This is a genomic window from Psychrobacter sp. Ps1 (assembly GCF_022129425.1).
Taxonomy (GTDB): domain Bacteria; phylum Pseudomonadota; class Gammaproteobacteria; order Pseudomonadales; family Moraxellaceae; genus Psychrobacter.
The window spans coordinates 1-17,039 of the sequence record NZ_JADQAN010000009.1 but is presented as its reverse complement, the minus strand read 5'-3'; the positions used below and the strand labels follow the sequence as shown (position 1 = coordinate 17,039).

The following is a 17,039-nucleotide window of genomic DNA, read 5'->3' as shown; positions in this document are numbered from 1 at the left end:
GCTGGCCTTTTTCTATATATGCTTTTGAGATATCAAACTTGAAACGCTTATTTGCGATTGGCATCCTCACGCTTACTTTCTGCTGCTATGTCCTTTACTACTTTTTCTTCCTCTTGCTCGATGCGTTCCAGTGCAAAATTTAAACGAGCTCTAATATCTTGATAATCATTGTCTTTCATATCTTTAAAATTCAAATGCAAATTGAAACCAGGCAATGTATGGTCGACCCATTTAGACAGATGACCTGTACTGGCACTAGGGTCAAGTACTTGCCATGCATCGACCTTTTCATCAATACCCTTCAAGCAAAATGCGGCAACGTGCTCACATTCATAGTTATGGCATATATAATCGTAAGTGCTTTCACTGACCAATATCTGATCTTTGCCCGCACAGGACTCAAGCCTAGAAGCTAGGTTGGCTTCTTTGCCAATGATGGTATAGCTTAATCGACTATTACTACCAAAATTACCAACGTGGCAGTAGCCAGTGGTGATACCAATACGTATATATAAGCCTTCAAACCCCATCAACCGCCATTTCTGGCGTAAGGTGCGCATTTCTCGGCGCATATCAATTGCCATCGCCACACAATCTAGTGCATCTTGACGCGAGCCGCGGCTATTCGGTTCACCAAAGAAACATACCATGCCATCACCAATAAACTTATCAAGCACTGCACCATGCTTATCAGCGATCGACGTCATGCAATGCATATAAGTATTGAGAATATCTGCCAAATTATCAGAACTTAGACTGTCAGAAAGCTCGGTAAAGCCAACGATATCTGAAAACATAATAGTTATTTTTGCACGTTTATTAGAGACACTAACAGGTCTATCCGATTTGACAATAGGCTCCCAAATCTGTGGTGGCACAAATCGAGTCAGTTTATTGATCACTGATACCATCGTATTTAAACGTCCCCCTGCCTTGCGGGCAGAAGTCTTATAACCAATGTATTCTTGATACATACGTCGAAACTGACATAGGACAACAATCATACTAGCTACCAGCACCGTAGGTGGTAGCCAACTGTCACCGCAGTCCAATTCATCATTACTTAGAATGGTACCCACGTAATAAAAAACAATAGCCGTTATCAGTGCCACTGTAAGCAATTTGAGCTGGTTCTCAGGCCGGCTAAGAATGATACGTATACCAATCAAAACAGCCAAGCTGATTGATATGATCATACAAAACTGTAGGGAGCCAATGACAACCGATAATAGAATAATAACTATATTAGACGTCCAAAAGCTGGTCTGACGTCGGTAGTTATATATCAGGATCAGGAGACTTGGCAATGTAATAATAACCAATAGTGCCATTGAGATAGAACGGAAGTCGTAATATATAGCACGCAAAACAACCGTCATTATTAAAACGAAGACTTCTGGATAATCGAAACGACAAACTCCAGCATCTTTCAGCGGCGACTTTGGTTTGAATGTCTCTGAGAAGGTCATATGAGATTCACTTAAATAAGGTGAGCTATCTGAGAGACAAAGGCATACTACACTAACATATGTACGTTATTTGTCCTTATGACGATTTATCATAAGATATATTTAATAATATATTATACTTTTGAAATAAGTTTAAACAAGGTTACTGATGACTATAAGGCGACCTTTTGTCTAGTTTATTCACTGTTTTACAGTTTTTATCCACATTTAAATAAAAAGAGAGACCAGATATATTTAAGTATCTGGCCTCTCTTTTTGCATATAGAATTTAGGTTCAAGCTATTCTTATTAAATGCAGGATAGAATGATAATTACATTTGCCAGTCAAACGGCATTTGGTGATGACCACGTAATGCCATCATTAATGTTTGCTGCATTTGCGCCAATACTTCTTTAGTATATGGCACAGCTGGCACACCCCATACTGGGTTTGGCCATTGCATATCATTTTGATAACGGACAATATGATGAAAGTGAAGCTGTGGCACTTGATTACCAAGAGCGGCCACATTCATTTTATCGGCTTGAAAGGTTTTGGCTAACTGGCTCGATAACCAGCTGGACTCTCGTAAGAACTGCGTTTGGTCTGCCTCAGACAGTTCATATAACTCTTTGATACCGGATACACGTGGCACTAATATCAGCCAAGGAAATTGGCAGTCATTGATTAAACGACAAGTGGATAATGGAAAATCCCCCACTAAAAAACTATCAGCAGCAAGTTTATGATGAAGTTGGAACATAATGACGGTTCTCTTGTTGTTTAATGCAAATAAAATACAGAAAGTTAAAAAGTTAGTTTGGCTATTTTATCAGTTATCGGGTTGATAAAATAGCATCATAATTTATTGCCTTAGTATGACTACCTAGCCTACTTGATATCCAGCTATGTACTAAGCAGGCTCTGTCACCATGTGCTCGCTAAAATAGCGCAGCAGCTCTTGTATGACCGTCACACGCTGTTGCGGTGTGGCCAGTTTATCGCTATTTTGATAACGGATACCAGATGCGCCATTCATACGATAATGCTGACCATTTGATTGGATCAATTTAATAATCGCTAACGCATCAACTGGAGTATCTGGCGCAAACTCCAGTGTCATACTACTACTGTTGGCATCAATTTTATTGATTTTAAGCGGCTCTGCTTGTAAACGTAATCCATGAATGGCGAATAATTGCTTGGTTTGATCTGGCAATGCCCCAAAGCGGTCTATCATCTCCGTACGAATATCCGTCAATGCCTCTTTATCATCGGTATTGCTAATACGCTTGTAGAACAATAAGCGCTGATGCACGTCATGTAGGTATTCCTCTGGAATGAGGGCAGAGCTGTGTAGATTGATTTCACTGGTCAACGACAATGGTGTATTTAAGTCAGGCTCCTTGCCAGCTTTAATGGCTTTAGTCGCACGCTCAAGCATATCCATGTATAAGCTAAAACCAATCGCCTGCATATTACCACTTTGCTGCTTACCCAATATCTCACCTGCGCCGCGAATCTCTAAATCTTCACTTGCCAGCATAAAGCCTGCACCTAAAGTATTAGCACGCTCGATCGCATGCAAACGGCGTTTGGCATCACCTTTAAGGCCTTTCAGAGAAGGCACTAGTAAGTAGCAATACGCTTGATGATGACTACGTCCTACTCGGCCGCGCAGCTGATGTAATTGCGCAAGACCAAACTTATCCGCACGCTCAATGATGATCGTATTGGCATTGGGCACATCAATACCTGTCTCGATAATGGTAGAGCAAACCAAAACGTTGAACTTTTTATGATAAAACTGTTGCATGATTTGCTCAAGCTGACGCTCTTGCATTTGCCCATGAGCTACTCCTACTCGCGCTTCTGGCACTAGGTCACGAATAGTCTCTGCCATACGCTCGATACTGGCAACATCATTGTGTAGCAGATAGACCTGCCCACCACGTAATAACTCACGTAATATGGCTTCTTTCATCAGGGCTTCTGTCTTTTGCATCACAAAGGTTTTGATGGCAAGACGACGAGCAGGTGGCGTGGCGATAATCGACATATCGCGCATACCTGAGAGCGCCATATTAAGCGTTCTAGGGATCGGAGTCGCCGTCATAGACATGCTATCCACATCTGTCTGAATGGCCTTGATACGTTCTTTATGACGTACTCCAAAGCGATGCTCTTCATCAACAATCATCAGGCCAAGGTTGGCAAATTTCACATCCGGTTGTAGCAGTTTATGAGTACCAATGACAATGTCCACTTTACCAGCGGCCAAATCAGCCAATACCATCTCTTGATGTTTTTTGCCACCAAAGCGCGATAAGCTCTCGATACGGACTGGCCAGTCGGCAAAACGATCGCGGAAATTGTCTTCATGCTGACCGGCAAGTAATGTGGTAGGCACCAGTACGGCAACCTGATAACCAGCACTAACGGCAATAAAGGCGGCTCGCATCGCAACTTCTGTTTTACCAAAACCAACGTCGCCACAAATAAGACGATCCATCGGCTGGTTTTGTCTCATGTCTTCCATTACCGCATGAATGGCATTGGCTTGGTCGGCGGTTTCTTCAAAGGCAAACTGACTGGCAAATAGCTCATACTGCGATGGGTCTATCTTGAAATGAATGCCAACTTTGGCCTCACGTCTTGCCTGCATATTGAGTAGTTCAGCAGCGACGTCATGAATTTGCTCCAATGCTTTTTGCTTGGCTCGGTCCCATTTGCCACTACCAATCTTATGAAGTGGTGCTAAGGCTGGATCGCCGCCACTATAACGACTAATCATTTGCAGATTGGCGACTGGTACATAGATGCTGGCATCATCAGAATACTTTAAATGGATAAACTCTTGCTCACCATCGCCCACATCTAAGGTAATCAAGCCATTATAACGACCGATACCATGCTCGATATGCACTACTGGACTACCATCTGTTATTTCAGTGACGCTCTTAACCAAGAATTCTTCTGATACCCCGCTTTGGCGACGACGGCGTGTCTGTAAAACTTGACGACCAAACAGCTGCGTCTCACTAATCAACACCAAGCGCTCAGGCACATAGACACCGCGCTCAATTGGCGCTACGGTCAGACCGACATGTGGTAGATGACTGTTATTAATAGCGCTGGTTTTATCTGCGGCTAAAAATGCCTCAAAGCTATCGTACGCCTTGATATCAATCTTGCCTTTGAACAGTTCAATGAGAATCTCGCGACGGCCTGCGGTTTCTGCAACGATCAGTACGGGTGTTGAAGTCTTTGATTGCGTATCCAAGAAGTCGAGCAATTCGGATAATGGTTCAGACTTTTGATGATTGACTGCTAATTGTGGCGGCTCTTCAGCACTTAATGTCACCAGTCCTTGTTGTTTAGTGACACTCACCAATGGTAGTTGCGGCTGAGAAGCATCTGTACTTTCTGGTGCTTCCACATCATTCATCGTAGCCAGTTCATCACGAGCACTTAATATTACTCGTGGATATTGGTTTAGCTGTTCATTAAGCGCATTAGATAATAGATACAGCATTGCTGGCTCTACGATAGGCTTGTCAATGTCATGGCGACGCTCTTCGTAGCGGCGCTGAATTTGTGACCAGTAATCAGCTTGTTTTTCATTGATTAATTCATCGGTGATAAACAACGCATCGCTTGGTAAATAGGAAAATAAGCTACTCTCCGCCTTCCAGTCTTTCAAATTAAAAAATAGCGGCTGATAATACTCTAATCCGCTACTAGCAATTCCTGCCATCACGTCTTTATGTAGCTCAGACTTGCGGCTACTGGTATTAGGGAACATTGCAGCAAAGTTTGTGCGGAACGTCTCACGCCCTTCATCGAGCGGGAACTCTTTTGCTGGTAATATTTGAAATTGGTCGATAGGTTTAGAGATATCTGGCATTTTGTGCAGCAGTGACAATGACTCTTTTGCCATACTGGTATCATTGCCCGTTAACATCGCCTTAAGGTCGTCAGGGGTCAATGTACGCTGCGTTTGAGGATGAAAAAAGCGAATCGTTTCGATTTCATCATCGAACAAGTCTAAACGTAGCGGAAAAGGTTGACCCATGGCAAAAATATCAATAATACTGCCACGTACTGCAAACTCACCTGGTTCAAAGACATTTTCAACCGCGCGATAACCTGCTTTTGCCAATAGCCCACGTTGGGTATTGATATCAAAACGATCGCCAACACTCAAATCAAAATGCTGTCCAATCAACCAGCTTGGCGGTGCGACGCGATGCATGAGGGCTTGTATTGAAATAAGCAGCACGCCCGTTTTTGGCATATCTGTCAACAGATTGATACGTTCACTGACGATGTCTTGATGCGGAGATAGCTCATCATAAGTCAGTGTCTCCCAGTCAGGGAACACATAAGCATCGACTCCGCAAAATGCCAGCTCAGTCTCTATCTGATTAAGTTGGTTCTGGTCACGTGCCACCACAACTTTTAGGCGCTCGGCAACATTCCACATAGGCGTTTGCACCAAGCTTGCCAACCATAAACTGCTGACCGCACCATGGACAGGCGCTAGCCAACGCCGCTCGGCATTTTGGATAGGAAACAACTGCTGGTTAATAGGGTCAAACGCGTCAGTCAAAGCAGTAATAGGCATAAAGAATAGGATCAAAGTTAAGGAGTCAGAAAGCTATTATACGAATATTTGAGCAATTACCAAAACTTATGCCGTAACGGTTTGTCACTTAAGAGTTTACCCATTAATGATTGAGGGTTAACAACGATTATTGCGCTTTAACTGTCGTTACATAACAAAAAACCCCAACTTATCAGCTGAGGTTTTCGCTTTTGCTAATCAAGCCAAGCCTAAAACTTCAGCTGATAAGTGGTTTATCGCTAGCGATGATGCCATTATTATCAGCATAAACAAACATACCTGAGTTCAACGTTAAGTCACCGAAGCTGATTTCGATATCCGTTTGACCTTCATCACGGCGAGTTGATTTGCGCGGGATACACCCAAGCGCCATCACGCCAAGATCCATCTCTGCCATGTCATCAACATCGCGGACACAACCATATACAATAACCCCAGCCCAGCCATTATCGATAGCTGATTGTGCAATCATATCGCCTAGTAGTGCACAGCGCATAGATCCACCGCCATCAACGACCAACACTTTGCCATTGCCTTCTTTGTCTTTACCATCGCTATTCAATAGAGATTTAACACGGCTATTGTCTTCAAAACACTTAACCGTCACGATTTCACCGCAGAACCTATCTTTTGCACCAAACTGACGGAATGACTTACTTTCGATATTTGGCAAGCATACTTGCGACTCAGGATTGGCATCCAATAGATCACAAGTGACAAAATTCCCTCTATCCATTTGTATCGATTCTGACATTGCTCCTGCTCCTTGTTTTAGTGATTCAACTGACTGGTTTTTCAATACTTATTGATGCTTTGATAATAGTTATTGTGTTTTGTATTTTTGTATTTTTGTATTTTTGTATTTTTGTTCTAATGCAATCTTGTCCCAATGCAATTAACAATCGATATCTGTAACTTTCCAGTTTTGAGACTGAGTCTGTCACTAGAAAAACTGTTCTTTTATTTTTTGACCCGGGTCATCGCTAGCATCTGCTTATTTTCGATAATATCCGTACGCTTGATTTGAGGTTCAGTACGATATTTACTACGATGATAGATATCATGAGCACTCATGGCCATAGCACTGGCAACGCGTTTAGCAGAAATAGGGTGTAGCGATAGCGACTCTGACACGAGCGGCGAGATGAGTTTAAAGGCTTTTTGACCAATGCTTTCAAGCGGACGACCTTTATGCTTACCAAGCAATAGTGACGGACGGAAGACGACCAATTGTCCAAAATCTAATGCCATAACAGCCTGCTCTGTCTCAGCCTTGACTCGATTGTATAAAAAACGACTGTCAATATCCGCATTCATTGAGGAGAGTAAAAAGAAATTCTCTACCCCTTTATCACGACATAACTTGGCAAAATTTACATTATAGTCTCGATCTACCTTGCGAAAAGCCTCATCGCTACCAGCCTGCTTTTTTGTCGTACCCAAACAACTAAAAGCATCCGTGGTTCGATCGGCACCGACACTTGCAAACACTTCAGAGAGATTATCAAAATCATTGATTTGATAAAAACGCATGCTGGCATTAATGTAGCGTGGCGGACGACGAGCAATCACAATCAATGTGTCATAAAGCTCACTCAGTTGCTTTACCAAATGCTGCCCTACTAACCCCGTTGCGCCAATCACAATTGCTTTTCGCTGCATATCCTATCCACTTATATAACATTAGATGAACTATATTGATGAGAAAATACCTATATCAAGGTCTATCGTTAGAATATCATACCTAAATTCCTCAATAACTGACGCTATTATATAGGATATATTGTAAGAGATTTTATCAACCCTCTACGTCTATCAGCGCTTACTACTGATTTAGTTACTAGAATGACCCAAATTCGATGATATTGCGTAACTTCTTTGAGCATTAATCATCAAATATATTGTCCTTAGTTCAATAATTTGCTAAGATAATCGGCTTTACACGTCAACGCTGTTTAATTATTCCAAACAGCTCTGACGCTTACGATGCTCTATTTATATTAGATACTTTAATATCAGACATCGACATCATATTTGACGAGACGGCTGCTCGTCACCGATGATTGTTAAACCCATTATTGCAATCAACATTCATATTTTTATCTATCTTTATCAAGGAGATACGCGTGGCTAATACTGCACAAGCTCGTAAACGCGCCCGTCAAAACACCAAACGTCGTCAGAACTCTGCGTCACAACGCTCTATGGTTCGTACTTACTTAAAACGTGTTGATGCGGCTATCGCAGCTAAAGATTATGACGCGGCTACCGAAGCTTACAAAAAAGCGGTACCAGTTCTTGATCGTATGGCTGACAAAGGTATTATTCATAAGAATAAAGCTGCTCGTCGTAAGAGCCGCCTAAACAAAACAATCAAAGGCCTACAAGCTTAAGATTTGTATTGGTTAGACCGCATTTCGCTTTTATAGCGTAATGACTAAAACCTTGTCACTGGTTCTAATACCGTGGCAAGGTTTTTTTATGCCTATTCAAAACGTATTCAATGAACAGCTTCCCTACGAAATCGTCTCAATGTTTGAATAAAACATCAATTCCACTGCACTTCTGGCGGCAATAGCAACTTGCTAGGATGGTAGCCAGCTGCACGGTAACCATCTAACAATGAACTAATCGGCCGAGTATATGCTTGACCCCGCCAAATAAAATGGGCGCTCGCTTGATCAAATGGCTTATCATCAAACCATAAAAATACGCCTTCCATCATTTTTGGCCAATCATTCCAATCAATCTCTACTACATCGAACATAACTGCTAAGAACGCAGATAGCAACGTGTCATGACTCACAGCGAGCATCAGATGGCCATGTTGCGGCTGATTCTGGTAAAAAAGCGACAGAATATCCAAACCGCCTTGATAGGTATTCTTAGTCCCTTCCAGATTGCCTTGTAAAAAGCGATTAATAAAGTTTAGGACGCCAATTTCTTTGAACACAGGATTGGCTATTTCAGGCTCGGTGACGAGGCTACCAGGCTCAACTAACAATGATTGATGCGTAATGTCACGCCGTAGTCCTGCACCCTCTTGCATCAGCTGCGCGGTATCGATACAACGCCCGATAGGGCTAGAGATACTATCGACGTCGAGCGAATATGGTAGATGACCTGATAACCAACGACCCCAAGACTTTGCCAGTATACGGCCTTTAGGAGTCAACGGTAACTGATAGCTAGCAAAACCATTACCATCAGAACGCTCGCGTAAAGAGTGCCTAGTAAATAGAATCAACCGCTTATTTTCAGGCAATAAGCTGACAGAGGAGATCATACTATCTGGTAGGTGCGAAGGTGCAGGCGCGCTTGGGGTGTGACTCGCAAGCTTGTCAGCAGATATTTTGGACAGGGTGTTATTTAGATATTTACTCATGATAGCAAGCCTAGCAGATTTCTTATCAGGAATGAACCACAGACAAATCTAGTTGCAATATATCTTATAAATACTCTGCACTCTTTAAAAAAAACGCTTTATTCAAAAGAGTCGATACCTAAAATAAATGGAGGTTTGCCCGTTATTTACACACGGTCCTAGCCAATATCAATAACTTTGTCCCATGCAAACTCTAATGCCGTACTGCTAACCTCGTTTGGATAGGCTCGTGGATTGACAATCACTCGCGTATTACCAATTTTATAATCAAATGCTTCATGAGTATGTCCGTGTACCCATAGCATCGGTGCCCAGTCTTCGTGCATCCATCCCGATAAATCACTAACGAAAGCCGCATTACTCGGTAGATTGGCATATTTTTCAGACACCGATAATGCACTGACGCTATGATGACTCATTACCACAGTTTTTTTACCAAGTTTATAAGATTCGATCAAAGCTTGCTGTAGCCACTGACGATGCTCAGCATGAATCTGCATAGATACTTCAGGTGAAAACAGTTCGTTTCCTGCGTAAATCTGCTTGTAATCACGCATAAAATGCCTAGCAGCGACCATGGTGTCTTCGTTAGCATGATACTTATAATCAGTCCAAAGCGTACAACCTAAAAGGCGTATATCACCGATATCGATATGCTGACATTGTAATACGCGAACACCTTTCTTAGACGCAGTATCATAGTTATCCCAAGTTGCCAGTTTACGGTCAAAGCTCAATACGTCTTCATTAAAGTATTCATGATTACCAGCGATAGTAATCAGGGGAGCTTCTAAGCGCGCCGCTTGTTCTTGCAACCACGGCATACCTTTGTCGCTATTAGCAGTATCTCCTGCTACCAATACTAGGTCTGCATCAGTTTTAGGAATATGTCCAACGGGGTGCGATTGACGTGCATAACTATCAATATGTAAGTCACTCAATATCTGTAATTTCATATTATTCAACATCATTTAGTGGCGTTATTATTAAAAATCTAATTAGCGATAAACGCTCATAGCAGTACTACTGATATTTAGCTAAATCAGCGTTTTTAATATAGTTATTATATTTTATAAAGGTTGTAAGAATAAATTTAAGTAGTGTAGCAGCTTTTTCTTTGCCATCAAAAAGTAAAAAGACAGCCATTTAGGCTGTCTCTTTTTCTTAACGTCTATTCAAACTTAAATACTTTGAAGTATTGTCTGTAGTTTAGCAGCAGGATCTGAAGCTTGAGTGATCGAACGACCAATGACTAAATAATCAGAACCGTCTATTAGCGCCTGACTTGGTGTACAGATACGTTTTTGATCATCTGCATTGTCTTCAGCTAAGCGAATACCAGGCGTTACCAGTTTGAAGTCTTGACCACATAATGCTTTGAGTGCCTTTGCTTCTTGAGCCGAGCACACCACCCCATCAAGTCCAGCTTGCTTAGTCAGTTGTGCTAGTCGGCTCACTTGGGTATCTAAGCTATCAGTGATTCCTGTTTGCATCAACGCTTCATTATCCATAGAAGTCAGTACGGTGACTGCGATAAGTAAGGTATCAAGATCTCTATCTAGCAAGCGCTGTTTTGCCAACGACATGGCTTCCAGACCTGCGCTAGCATGGACATTCACCATCCAGACACCAAGCTCAGCGGCAGCCAATACTGCTTGGGCAGTAGTATTAGGAATGTCATGGAATTTTAAGTCTAAGAACACTTCAAAATCACGTTGATGCAGTGCCTTGATGATATCAGGACCACAACGGGTAAACAGCTCTTTACCGACTTTCAATCGACATTGAGATGGATCTAACTGGTCAGCTAGCGCTAGAGACGCCTCTACCGTCATATTGTCTAGAGCGACGACAACTGGAGAGTTAATTACATTATTCATGGTTTTACCATATATTTTGAAGTTATCAAAGTATTATATTTGAGGTCAGTACTGCGATCGTTAAGCTATCACCTAGCAGATCACATAAAAAATCACTTAACGACTTAATCTCGTCTACGCTTGGACAGAGTAGAGCCTTCAGTTAGGCTAGTTGCGTCACTGTTTTGCACATTGGCAGCAGAAGCACCATAAACAGCTTCATCTACTGTTGGCGCGCTTGCTTGACGATCGATAACTGTGTTGGCTTGAGCCAATTGCTCTTGCAGGTTTGCGTTTGCTTTTTGCAGACGTGAGATTTCCCACTTATTCTGTAGCACACGAAAGATAAGCAATGCCAGTAAAATACCAATAACAATACCTAGCATCAAACACAAAATAAGTAGCAACCCTAGATTCATCGTAGGTGCTTGTGAAAACAGTAGGTTGACTCCGACCTCAGTATTATTTGCTAATACCAAACCAAGTGAATAGGCAAAGCTCAAGAATAGCAATACAAATAGTAGAAAGCGCATGAGACAGTTACCTCAGTTTGGAATAATAAATTTTGACGGTTAGATAGCCAGTGCTGGTTTAATTAACCGTTTGCTACCGTATCGTTTACTGCTTCGCGTAAAGCCTTACCTGGCTTAAAATGTGGAATCGCTTTAGCCGGTACAGGTACGCTTTCACCTGTCTTAGGATTACGTCCCATACGGGCACGGCGATGATGTAGACAAAAACTACCGAATCCGCGAACTTCGACTCGGCCATCATTGGCTAAAGTATGGGTCATCAAGTTTAAGATTTCACGCACTGCGTCATCAACCACGGTATCTGCCATGTTGTCACAGTTTGCACTCAAATTACTAATAAATTCGGATTTGTTAATCGCTTGCTGCATTATTACGCTTGCCTTGTTGATTGATGGATAAGCTGATGATAAGTCAACGCTCTATAGTACATAAATGCGTTTATATAATTGAACTATATATACTGAATTTTTCAAAAATAACTTTCAAAATCGCATTATGACTACAAAAAGCTTATAACTATCATCTCGTTACTCAATGGTGCAAATGATAGCGGATATTAGCGTAAATGGGAATAAGAGTTTGCCCATTTGGCTAAAAACCTCTATTACTAACTGTGTTAATAAAATCTAATCATAAAAAAAAGCGACCGAAGTCGCTTTTTTTATATCACTTTTATATTAATAATTTGCAGCTTACTGCATTTGCTCTTTGATCAAATCACCAATAGTTTTTGGCTGTGCATCAGAACCTGGAGCAGCAGTAGTGTTCGTGCTACCAAGATCTTTAATCGCTTGACGCTCTTCAGCTTCGTCTTTCGCTTTGATAGACAAGTTGATGTTGCGTGTTTTACGATCAACACTGATGATTTTCGCTTCAACGTCATCACCAACAGTCAGATGCTTAGTTGCATCTTCAACGCGGTCACGTTGGATTTCAGAAGCACGTAGATAAGCTTCAACTTCATCAGCAAGTTCGATAGTAGCGCCTTTAGCGTCTACTTCTTTTACTTTACCATTAACGATAGCACCACGGTCATTGTTGACTAGGTATTCGTTGAATGGATCAGAGCTTAACTGCTTCACGCCTAGGCTGATACGGTTAGCTTCTGCATCTACAGACAATACCATTGCTTCAACGGTGTCGCCTTTGTTGTAGTTACGGATAGCATCTTCGCCAGTTTCGTTCCAAGAGATATCAGATAGATGAACAAGACCATCAATACCGCCGTCTAGACCGATAAAGATACCGAAGTCAGTGATTGATTTGATAGTACCAGTGATTTTATCACCGCGCTCATGTTTCTTATCAAACTCATCCCATGGGTTAGCTAGAGTTTGCTTGATACCTAGGCTGATACGACGACGTTCTTCATCAATATCAAGAATCATTACTTCAACTTCATCGCCCACTTGAACAACTTTAGATGGGTGGATGTTTTTGTTGGTATGATCCATTTCTGATACGTGTACTAGACCTTCGATACCTTCAGAAATCTCAGCGAAACAACCATAGTCAGTCAAGTTGGTTACGCGAGCTTTTACAACACTACCTACTGGGTAAGTGCCGCCAACGTTATCCCAAGGATCAGTACCAAGTTGTTTTAGACCTAGGCTAACGCGGTTGCGTTCACGGTCAAACTTCAATACTTTAACTTTTAGGTCTTGGCCAACTTCAACAACTTCAGATGGATGCTTGATACGGCGCCATGCCATGTCAGTGATGTGCAATAGACCATCGATACCACCTAGATCAACGAACGCGCCGTAATCAGTAAGGTTCTTAACGATACCTTCGATCTCGATGCCTTCTTCAAGCTTGTTCAATAGCTCTTCGCGCTCAGCTGAGTTTTCAGCTTCCATAACTGCACGACGGCTAACAACAACGTTGTTGCGCTTCTGGTCAAGTTTGATGACTTTGAATTCTAGCTCTTTGCCTTCAAGATGCGTTGTATCACGGATAGGACGTACATCTACCAATGAACCTGGTAAGAACGCGCGTACTGAACCGATATCTACAGTGAAACCGCCTTTAACTTTGCTTGAGATAATACCTTTAACGATTTCATCGTTATCAGCGATTTTTTCAAGGAAGTTCCAAGTTTCAACACGTTTAGCTTTCTCACGTGACAGCAAGGTTTGACCCATGCCGTTATCAACCGCTTCAACTACGACATCAACGCTATCGCCAACTTCAACTTCAAGTTCGCCTTCTTCGCTTAAAAACTCTTCACGAGCGACGATACCTTCAGATTTAAGACCAGTATCTACTGTGATCCAATCGCTATCGATGGCCACAACAGCACCTGTAATAACCGAGCCACGCTCGATATCTAGGCCCTGCTCTTCAATGCTCGCTTCAAATAGTTCAGCAAATGATTCCATTATGTCTACCTTTGTATAGCCGTATCCTGTCCAGCACAGTACGGATCAAATTTATGATTGTATAGAACGAAATACTGGTTTTATATCCCATACAATCATATAAAAAAACGTTTGTTGATAGTGAGCTCATCGTAATTAAAACTGACTAACAACAACTGTCTTATATCGAATGCAATATCTTGAATAAACTAAGTTTTTCTTATGGCTTCAATAAAATTTAACTTAACCGTATTATTTTATACTAAAACAATGATTAATAGGAAACTTTTTGGTACTTAATATGTTGTTTTTACTAGCTATTAAATAACTAACTGGTGAAAAACACACCTTTATCTTGGCAATGTTTTTTGACCTGCTCATATACTGCATCGGCATTCAGTGCTGAACTATCAAGTAATAGGGCATCTGCCGCAGGCTTTGACGGCGCTGTACTACGATTTTCATCACGGTCATCACGCTCTTTTATCGTCGCTAAAATCGCTTCAAAATCTGCTGTTTGACCAGCGTTCAATAACTGAGTCACACGGCGCTCTGCACGCGCTTCAGCACTGGCCGTCAAAAACACCTTAACATCAGCATCTGGGAAAACAACCGTACCCATATCGCGACCATCAGCAACCAAACCTGAACGAGTGGCCATATCTTGTTGTAACTTGAGCAATGCTTGACGAACCTGTGGAAAAACAGCTATCTGTGATGCATAGCCTCCAACCGTTTCATTGCGTACTTGCTCACCTACTGCTTGTCCATTAACAATAATGTCTACACGTCCTGAGTCATTGTTCGGTACAAACGCTATCTTCAAGCTTTCAGTCAATGCTAATACAGCATCTTCGTCAATTGGCTGGCTGGCATCTGCGCTAATCAAACCCGCTTCAAAGGCTTTTAGCCCAACAATTCTATAAAGCGCACCAGAATCTAATAACTGATAGCCTAACACTTGTGCTAGACGCCACGTGACAGTGCCTTTACCAGCGCCACTAGGACCATCGATACAAATAACAGGGTAGCGCACTGATGAGGTATGGCTATCCTCTGTATTGAGTAAAACATTATCAGGTGTAGAACTAGTCATAATACTTACTCAATAATATGCGTTACTTATATCGCTTATCGTATATCATTAATAAAACAATATTTATTCGTATGTTAAGTCTTTAATAGCCCATTAAGATGGGTGCTATCAAATAGGGCAATATTATAGCAAAAAATCATCGTGACCACTAGCACCAAGACGGATATCTTGTTTATTAGTATTTTGAGTTTACATAGTGGCCTTGTTCTTTTTTGCCGCTTGCCTACGCTCACGAAAAAATGTCTTGAGTATTTGGCTACTATGCTTGCTACATAACCCACTATAGGCTTGGATACTGTGATTATAGAAAGGTTGTAATGATAAGTCCATTTGACTACCAACCATCCCAGCACGCGGTTCACTCGCTGCGTACACCAACTTGTTTACACGCGCATGGATTAAAGCACCGATACACATCGTACAAGGCTCTAAAGTAACATATAGAGTAGTCTGGAGCGGCAGTCGATAGTTTTCTAAACGCGTACAAGCGTCTCTTAATGCAACTATCTCTGCATGCGCAGTAGCATCATGGCTACTAATAGGTTGATTAAACCCTTGGCCGATAATCTGCTGATCATGTACCAATACCGCACCTACGGGTACCTCTCCTCGCTCAGCACCTTGCTTAGCAAGTTGGATTGCTTGTTGCATCCATATAACATCTTCAGCTAACCAAAAGGTGCTGACCTGAATATCTAAAGGTTGATATGGCATTAAGCTTATATTCTGTATATTTTGCATTTATTGTGGTAATTGCCAGTCAATTGGAGTTTGGCCATACTGCACCAAGTAGTCATTTGTTTTAGAAAAAGGTTTGGTGCCAAAGAAGCCGCCACGGTTTGCCGCCAGTGGTGATGGATGTACCGCTGTCAGAATCAAATGCTTATCGGTATCGATATACTTACCTTTCTTCTGGGCTTTACTACCCCATAAAATAAACACGGTATGCTTTGTCTGTTCATTGACGGCATCGATGACAGCATCAGTAAACTGCTCCCAACCTTTATTCTGATGACTGTTTGGCTCGCCCTCTCGTACAGTTAGTGAGCTATTAAGCAGTAAAACGCCTTGCTGCGCCCAGTATGTCAAATCACCATGCGCTGAAGGGCGAATACCAATGTCATCTGCCATTTCTTTGAGCAAGTTATTTAGTGATGGTGGCTTAGGAATGGCTTTAGGAACAGAAAATGATAATCCCATAGCCTGACCTGGACGATGATAAGGATCTTGGCCCAAGATTACCACTTTGACTTGTGATAACGGCGTAAGATTAAGCGCATTGAACATCAGTGGTGCAGGCGGATAGATACTATCATCCGACTGATACGCCTCTTTTAAGAACGCGCGTAGATTGTCCATATTCTCAGATGTTAGCTCATCTGCTAACGCTGTTTTCCAATCTTCTGGTAAACGGACATTGTCTAAAATCGCCTGTTTTTGTTCTGGAGTCTTGGTTGTCGGTTCATCAAACAGTTCCATAGTGTGTCCTTTTTATACTTGTTATCTTGTTATAAATTCAATAGGTTCGTTAAAGCTGATTTACTGTAAATAATCATACTAACAAAAAACGGTGTGTGCTTTGTTGATGAATTATAGCAATAAAAAAACGGCTACCGCAGTAATACGGTAGCCGTCTTTATGATGTCAATATTAAATAGACCTCTTGCAAAAGTCATAAGCTAAGCTCGAAATTAACAAGACCGGCGAACAGCTTCATTCTAAGATCATAG

The 17,039-nt window shown here is 41.8% G+C and carries 15 protein-coding genes; 1 reads left to right on the top strand and 14 read right to left on the bottom strand.

Features of this window, described 5'->3' with window-relative positions:
* Positions 1 to 47 precede the first annotated feature (47 nt).
* The 5 genes from I3249_RS06130 to I3249_RS06110 all read right to left on the bottom strand — a co-directional run bounded on the left by I3249_RS06130 (position 48) and on the right by I3249_RS06110 (position 7,738).
* Positions 48 to 1,469, bottom strand: coding sequence for an adenylate/guanylate cyclase domain-containing protein (locus I3249_RS06130; protein WP_238069119.1), 1,422 nt, complete (start codon positions 1,467 to 1,469; stop codon positions 48 to 50).
* 311 nt (positions 1,470 to 1,780) lie between these two features.
* Positions 1,781 to 2,212 (bottom strand): HIT family protein, encoded by a 432-nt coding sequence (locus tag I3249_RS06125; RefSeq protein WP_057759208.1) that lies wholly within the window; start codon positions 2,210 to 2,212, stop codon positions 1,781 to 1,783.
* A 150-nt stretch (positions 2,213 to 2,362) separates the two neighbouring features.
* On the bottom strand, positions 2,363 to 6,076 hold the full coding sequence (mfd, locus tag I3249_RS06120; RefSeq protein WP_238069118.1) for a transcription-repair coupling factor: 3,714 nt from the start codon (positions 6,074 to 6,076) through the stop codon (positions 2,363 to 2,365).
* A gap of 217 nt (positions 6,077 to 6,293) precedes the next feature.
* A complete protein-coding gene (gene rraA, locus I3249_RS06115; protein ID WP_238069117.1) occupies positions 6,294 to 6,830 on the bottom strand; it encodes a ribonuclease E activity regulator RraA in 537 nt (178 codons plus the stop codon).
* A gap of 206 nt (positions 6,831 to 7,036) precedes the next feature.
* Positions 7,037 to 7,738 carry an NAD-dependent epimerase/dehydratase family protein gene (locus I3249_RS06110; RefSeq protein ID WP_201571930.1) on the bottom strand — a complete coding sequence of 234 codons (702 nt, stop codon included), beginning with the start codon at positions 7,736 to 7,738 and terminating at the stop codon, positions 7,037 to 7,039.
* Positions 7,739 to 8,202: 464 nt separating this feature from the next.
* Here I3249_RS06110 and rpsT point away from each other — a divergent pair, with 464 nt between their 5' ends.
* The gene (gene rpsT / locus I3249_RS06105; RefSeq protein ID WP_010200097.1) at positions 8,203 to 8,469 is read left to right on the top strand and encodes a 30S ribosomal protein S20; all 267 of its coding nucleotides are present in this window, start codon (positions 8,203 to 8,205) and stop codon (positions 8,467 to 8,469) included.
* Positions 8,470 to 8,624: 155 nt separating this feature from the next.
* On the opposite strand, the gene I3249_RS06100 is transcribed toward rpsT, so the two are convergent.
* From I3249_RS06100 to I3249_RS06060, 9 genes are all read right to left on the bottom strand, one after another.
* Positions 8,625 to 9,461 (bottom strand): histidine phosphatase family protein, encoded by an 837-nt coding sequence (locus I3249_RS06100; RefSeq protein ID WP_238069116.1) that lies wholly within the window; start codon positions 9,459 to 9,461, stop codon positions 8,625 to 8,627.
* A 158-nt stretch (positions 9,462 to 9,619) separates the two neighbouring features.
* Positions 9,620 to 10,432: a metallophosphoesterase gene (locus I3249_RS06095; RefSeq protein ID WP_238069115.1), complete on the bottom strand. Its 813-nt coding sequence runs from the start codon at positions 10,430 to 10,432 to the stop codon at positions 9,620 to 9,622.
* 210 nt (positions 10,433 to 10,642) lie between these two features.
* Entirely contained in the window at positions 10,643 to 11,341 is a 699-nt protein-coding gene (pyrF, locus tag I3249_RS06090; protein ID WP_201571926.1) for an orotidine-5'-phosphate decarboxylase, read from the bottom strand.
* Positions 11,342 to 11,445: 104 nt separating this feature from the next.
* Entirely contained in the window at positions 11,446 to 11,853 is a 408-nt protein-coding gene (locus tag I3249_RS06085; RefSeq protein ID WP_102094435.1) for a lipopolysaccharide assembly protein LapA domain-containing protein, read from the bottom strand.
* A gap of 62 nt (positions 11,854 to 11,915) precedes the next feature.
* On the bottom strand, positions 11,916 to 12,221 hold the full coding sequence (locus I3249_RS06080; protein WP_057759195.1) for an integration host factor subunit beta: 306 nt from the start codon (positions 12,219 to 12,221) through the stop codon (positions 11,916 to 11,918).
* Positions 12,222 to 12,545: 324 nt separating this feature from the next.
* Entirely contained in the window at positions 12,546 to 14,234 is a 1,689-nt protein-coding gene (gene rpsA / locus I3249_RS06075) for a 30S ribosomal protein S1 (protein WP_057759193.1), read from the bottom strand.
* Positions 14,235 to 14,541: 307 nt separating this feature from the next.
* The gene (gene cmk, locus I3249_RS06070) at positions 14,542 to 15,309 is read right to left on the bottom strand and encodes a (d)CMP kinase (protein WP_238069114.1); all 768 of its coding nucleotides are present in this window, start codon (positions 15,307 to 15,309) and stop codon (positions 14,542 to 14,544) included.
* Positions 15,310 to 15,498: 189 nt separating this feature from the next.
* The gene (gene tadA, locus I3249_RS06065; protein WP_346268580.1) at positions 15,499 to 16,050 is read right to left on the bottom strand and encodes a tRNA adenosine(34) deaminase TadA; all 552 of its coding nucleotides are present in this window, start codon (positions 16,048 to 16,050) and stop codon (positions 15,499 to 15,501) included.
* Positions 16,051 to 16,788, bottom strand: coding sequence for a uracil-DNA glycosylase (locus tag I3249_RS06060; RefSeq protein ID WP_201605546.1), 738 nt, complete (start codon positions 16,786 to 16,788; stop codon positions 16,051 to 16,053). It abuts the gene before it with no gap.
* Positions 16,789 to 17,039 lie beyond the last annotated feature (251 nt).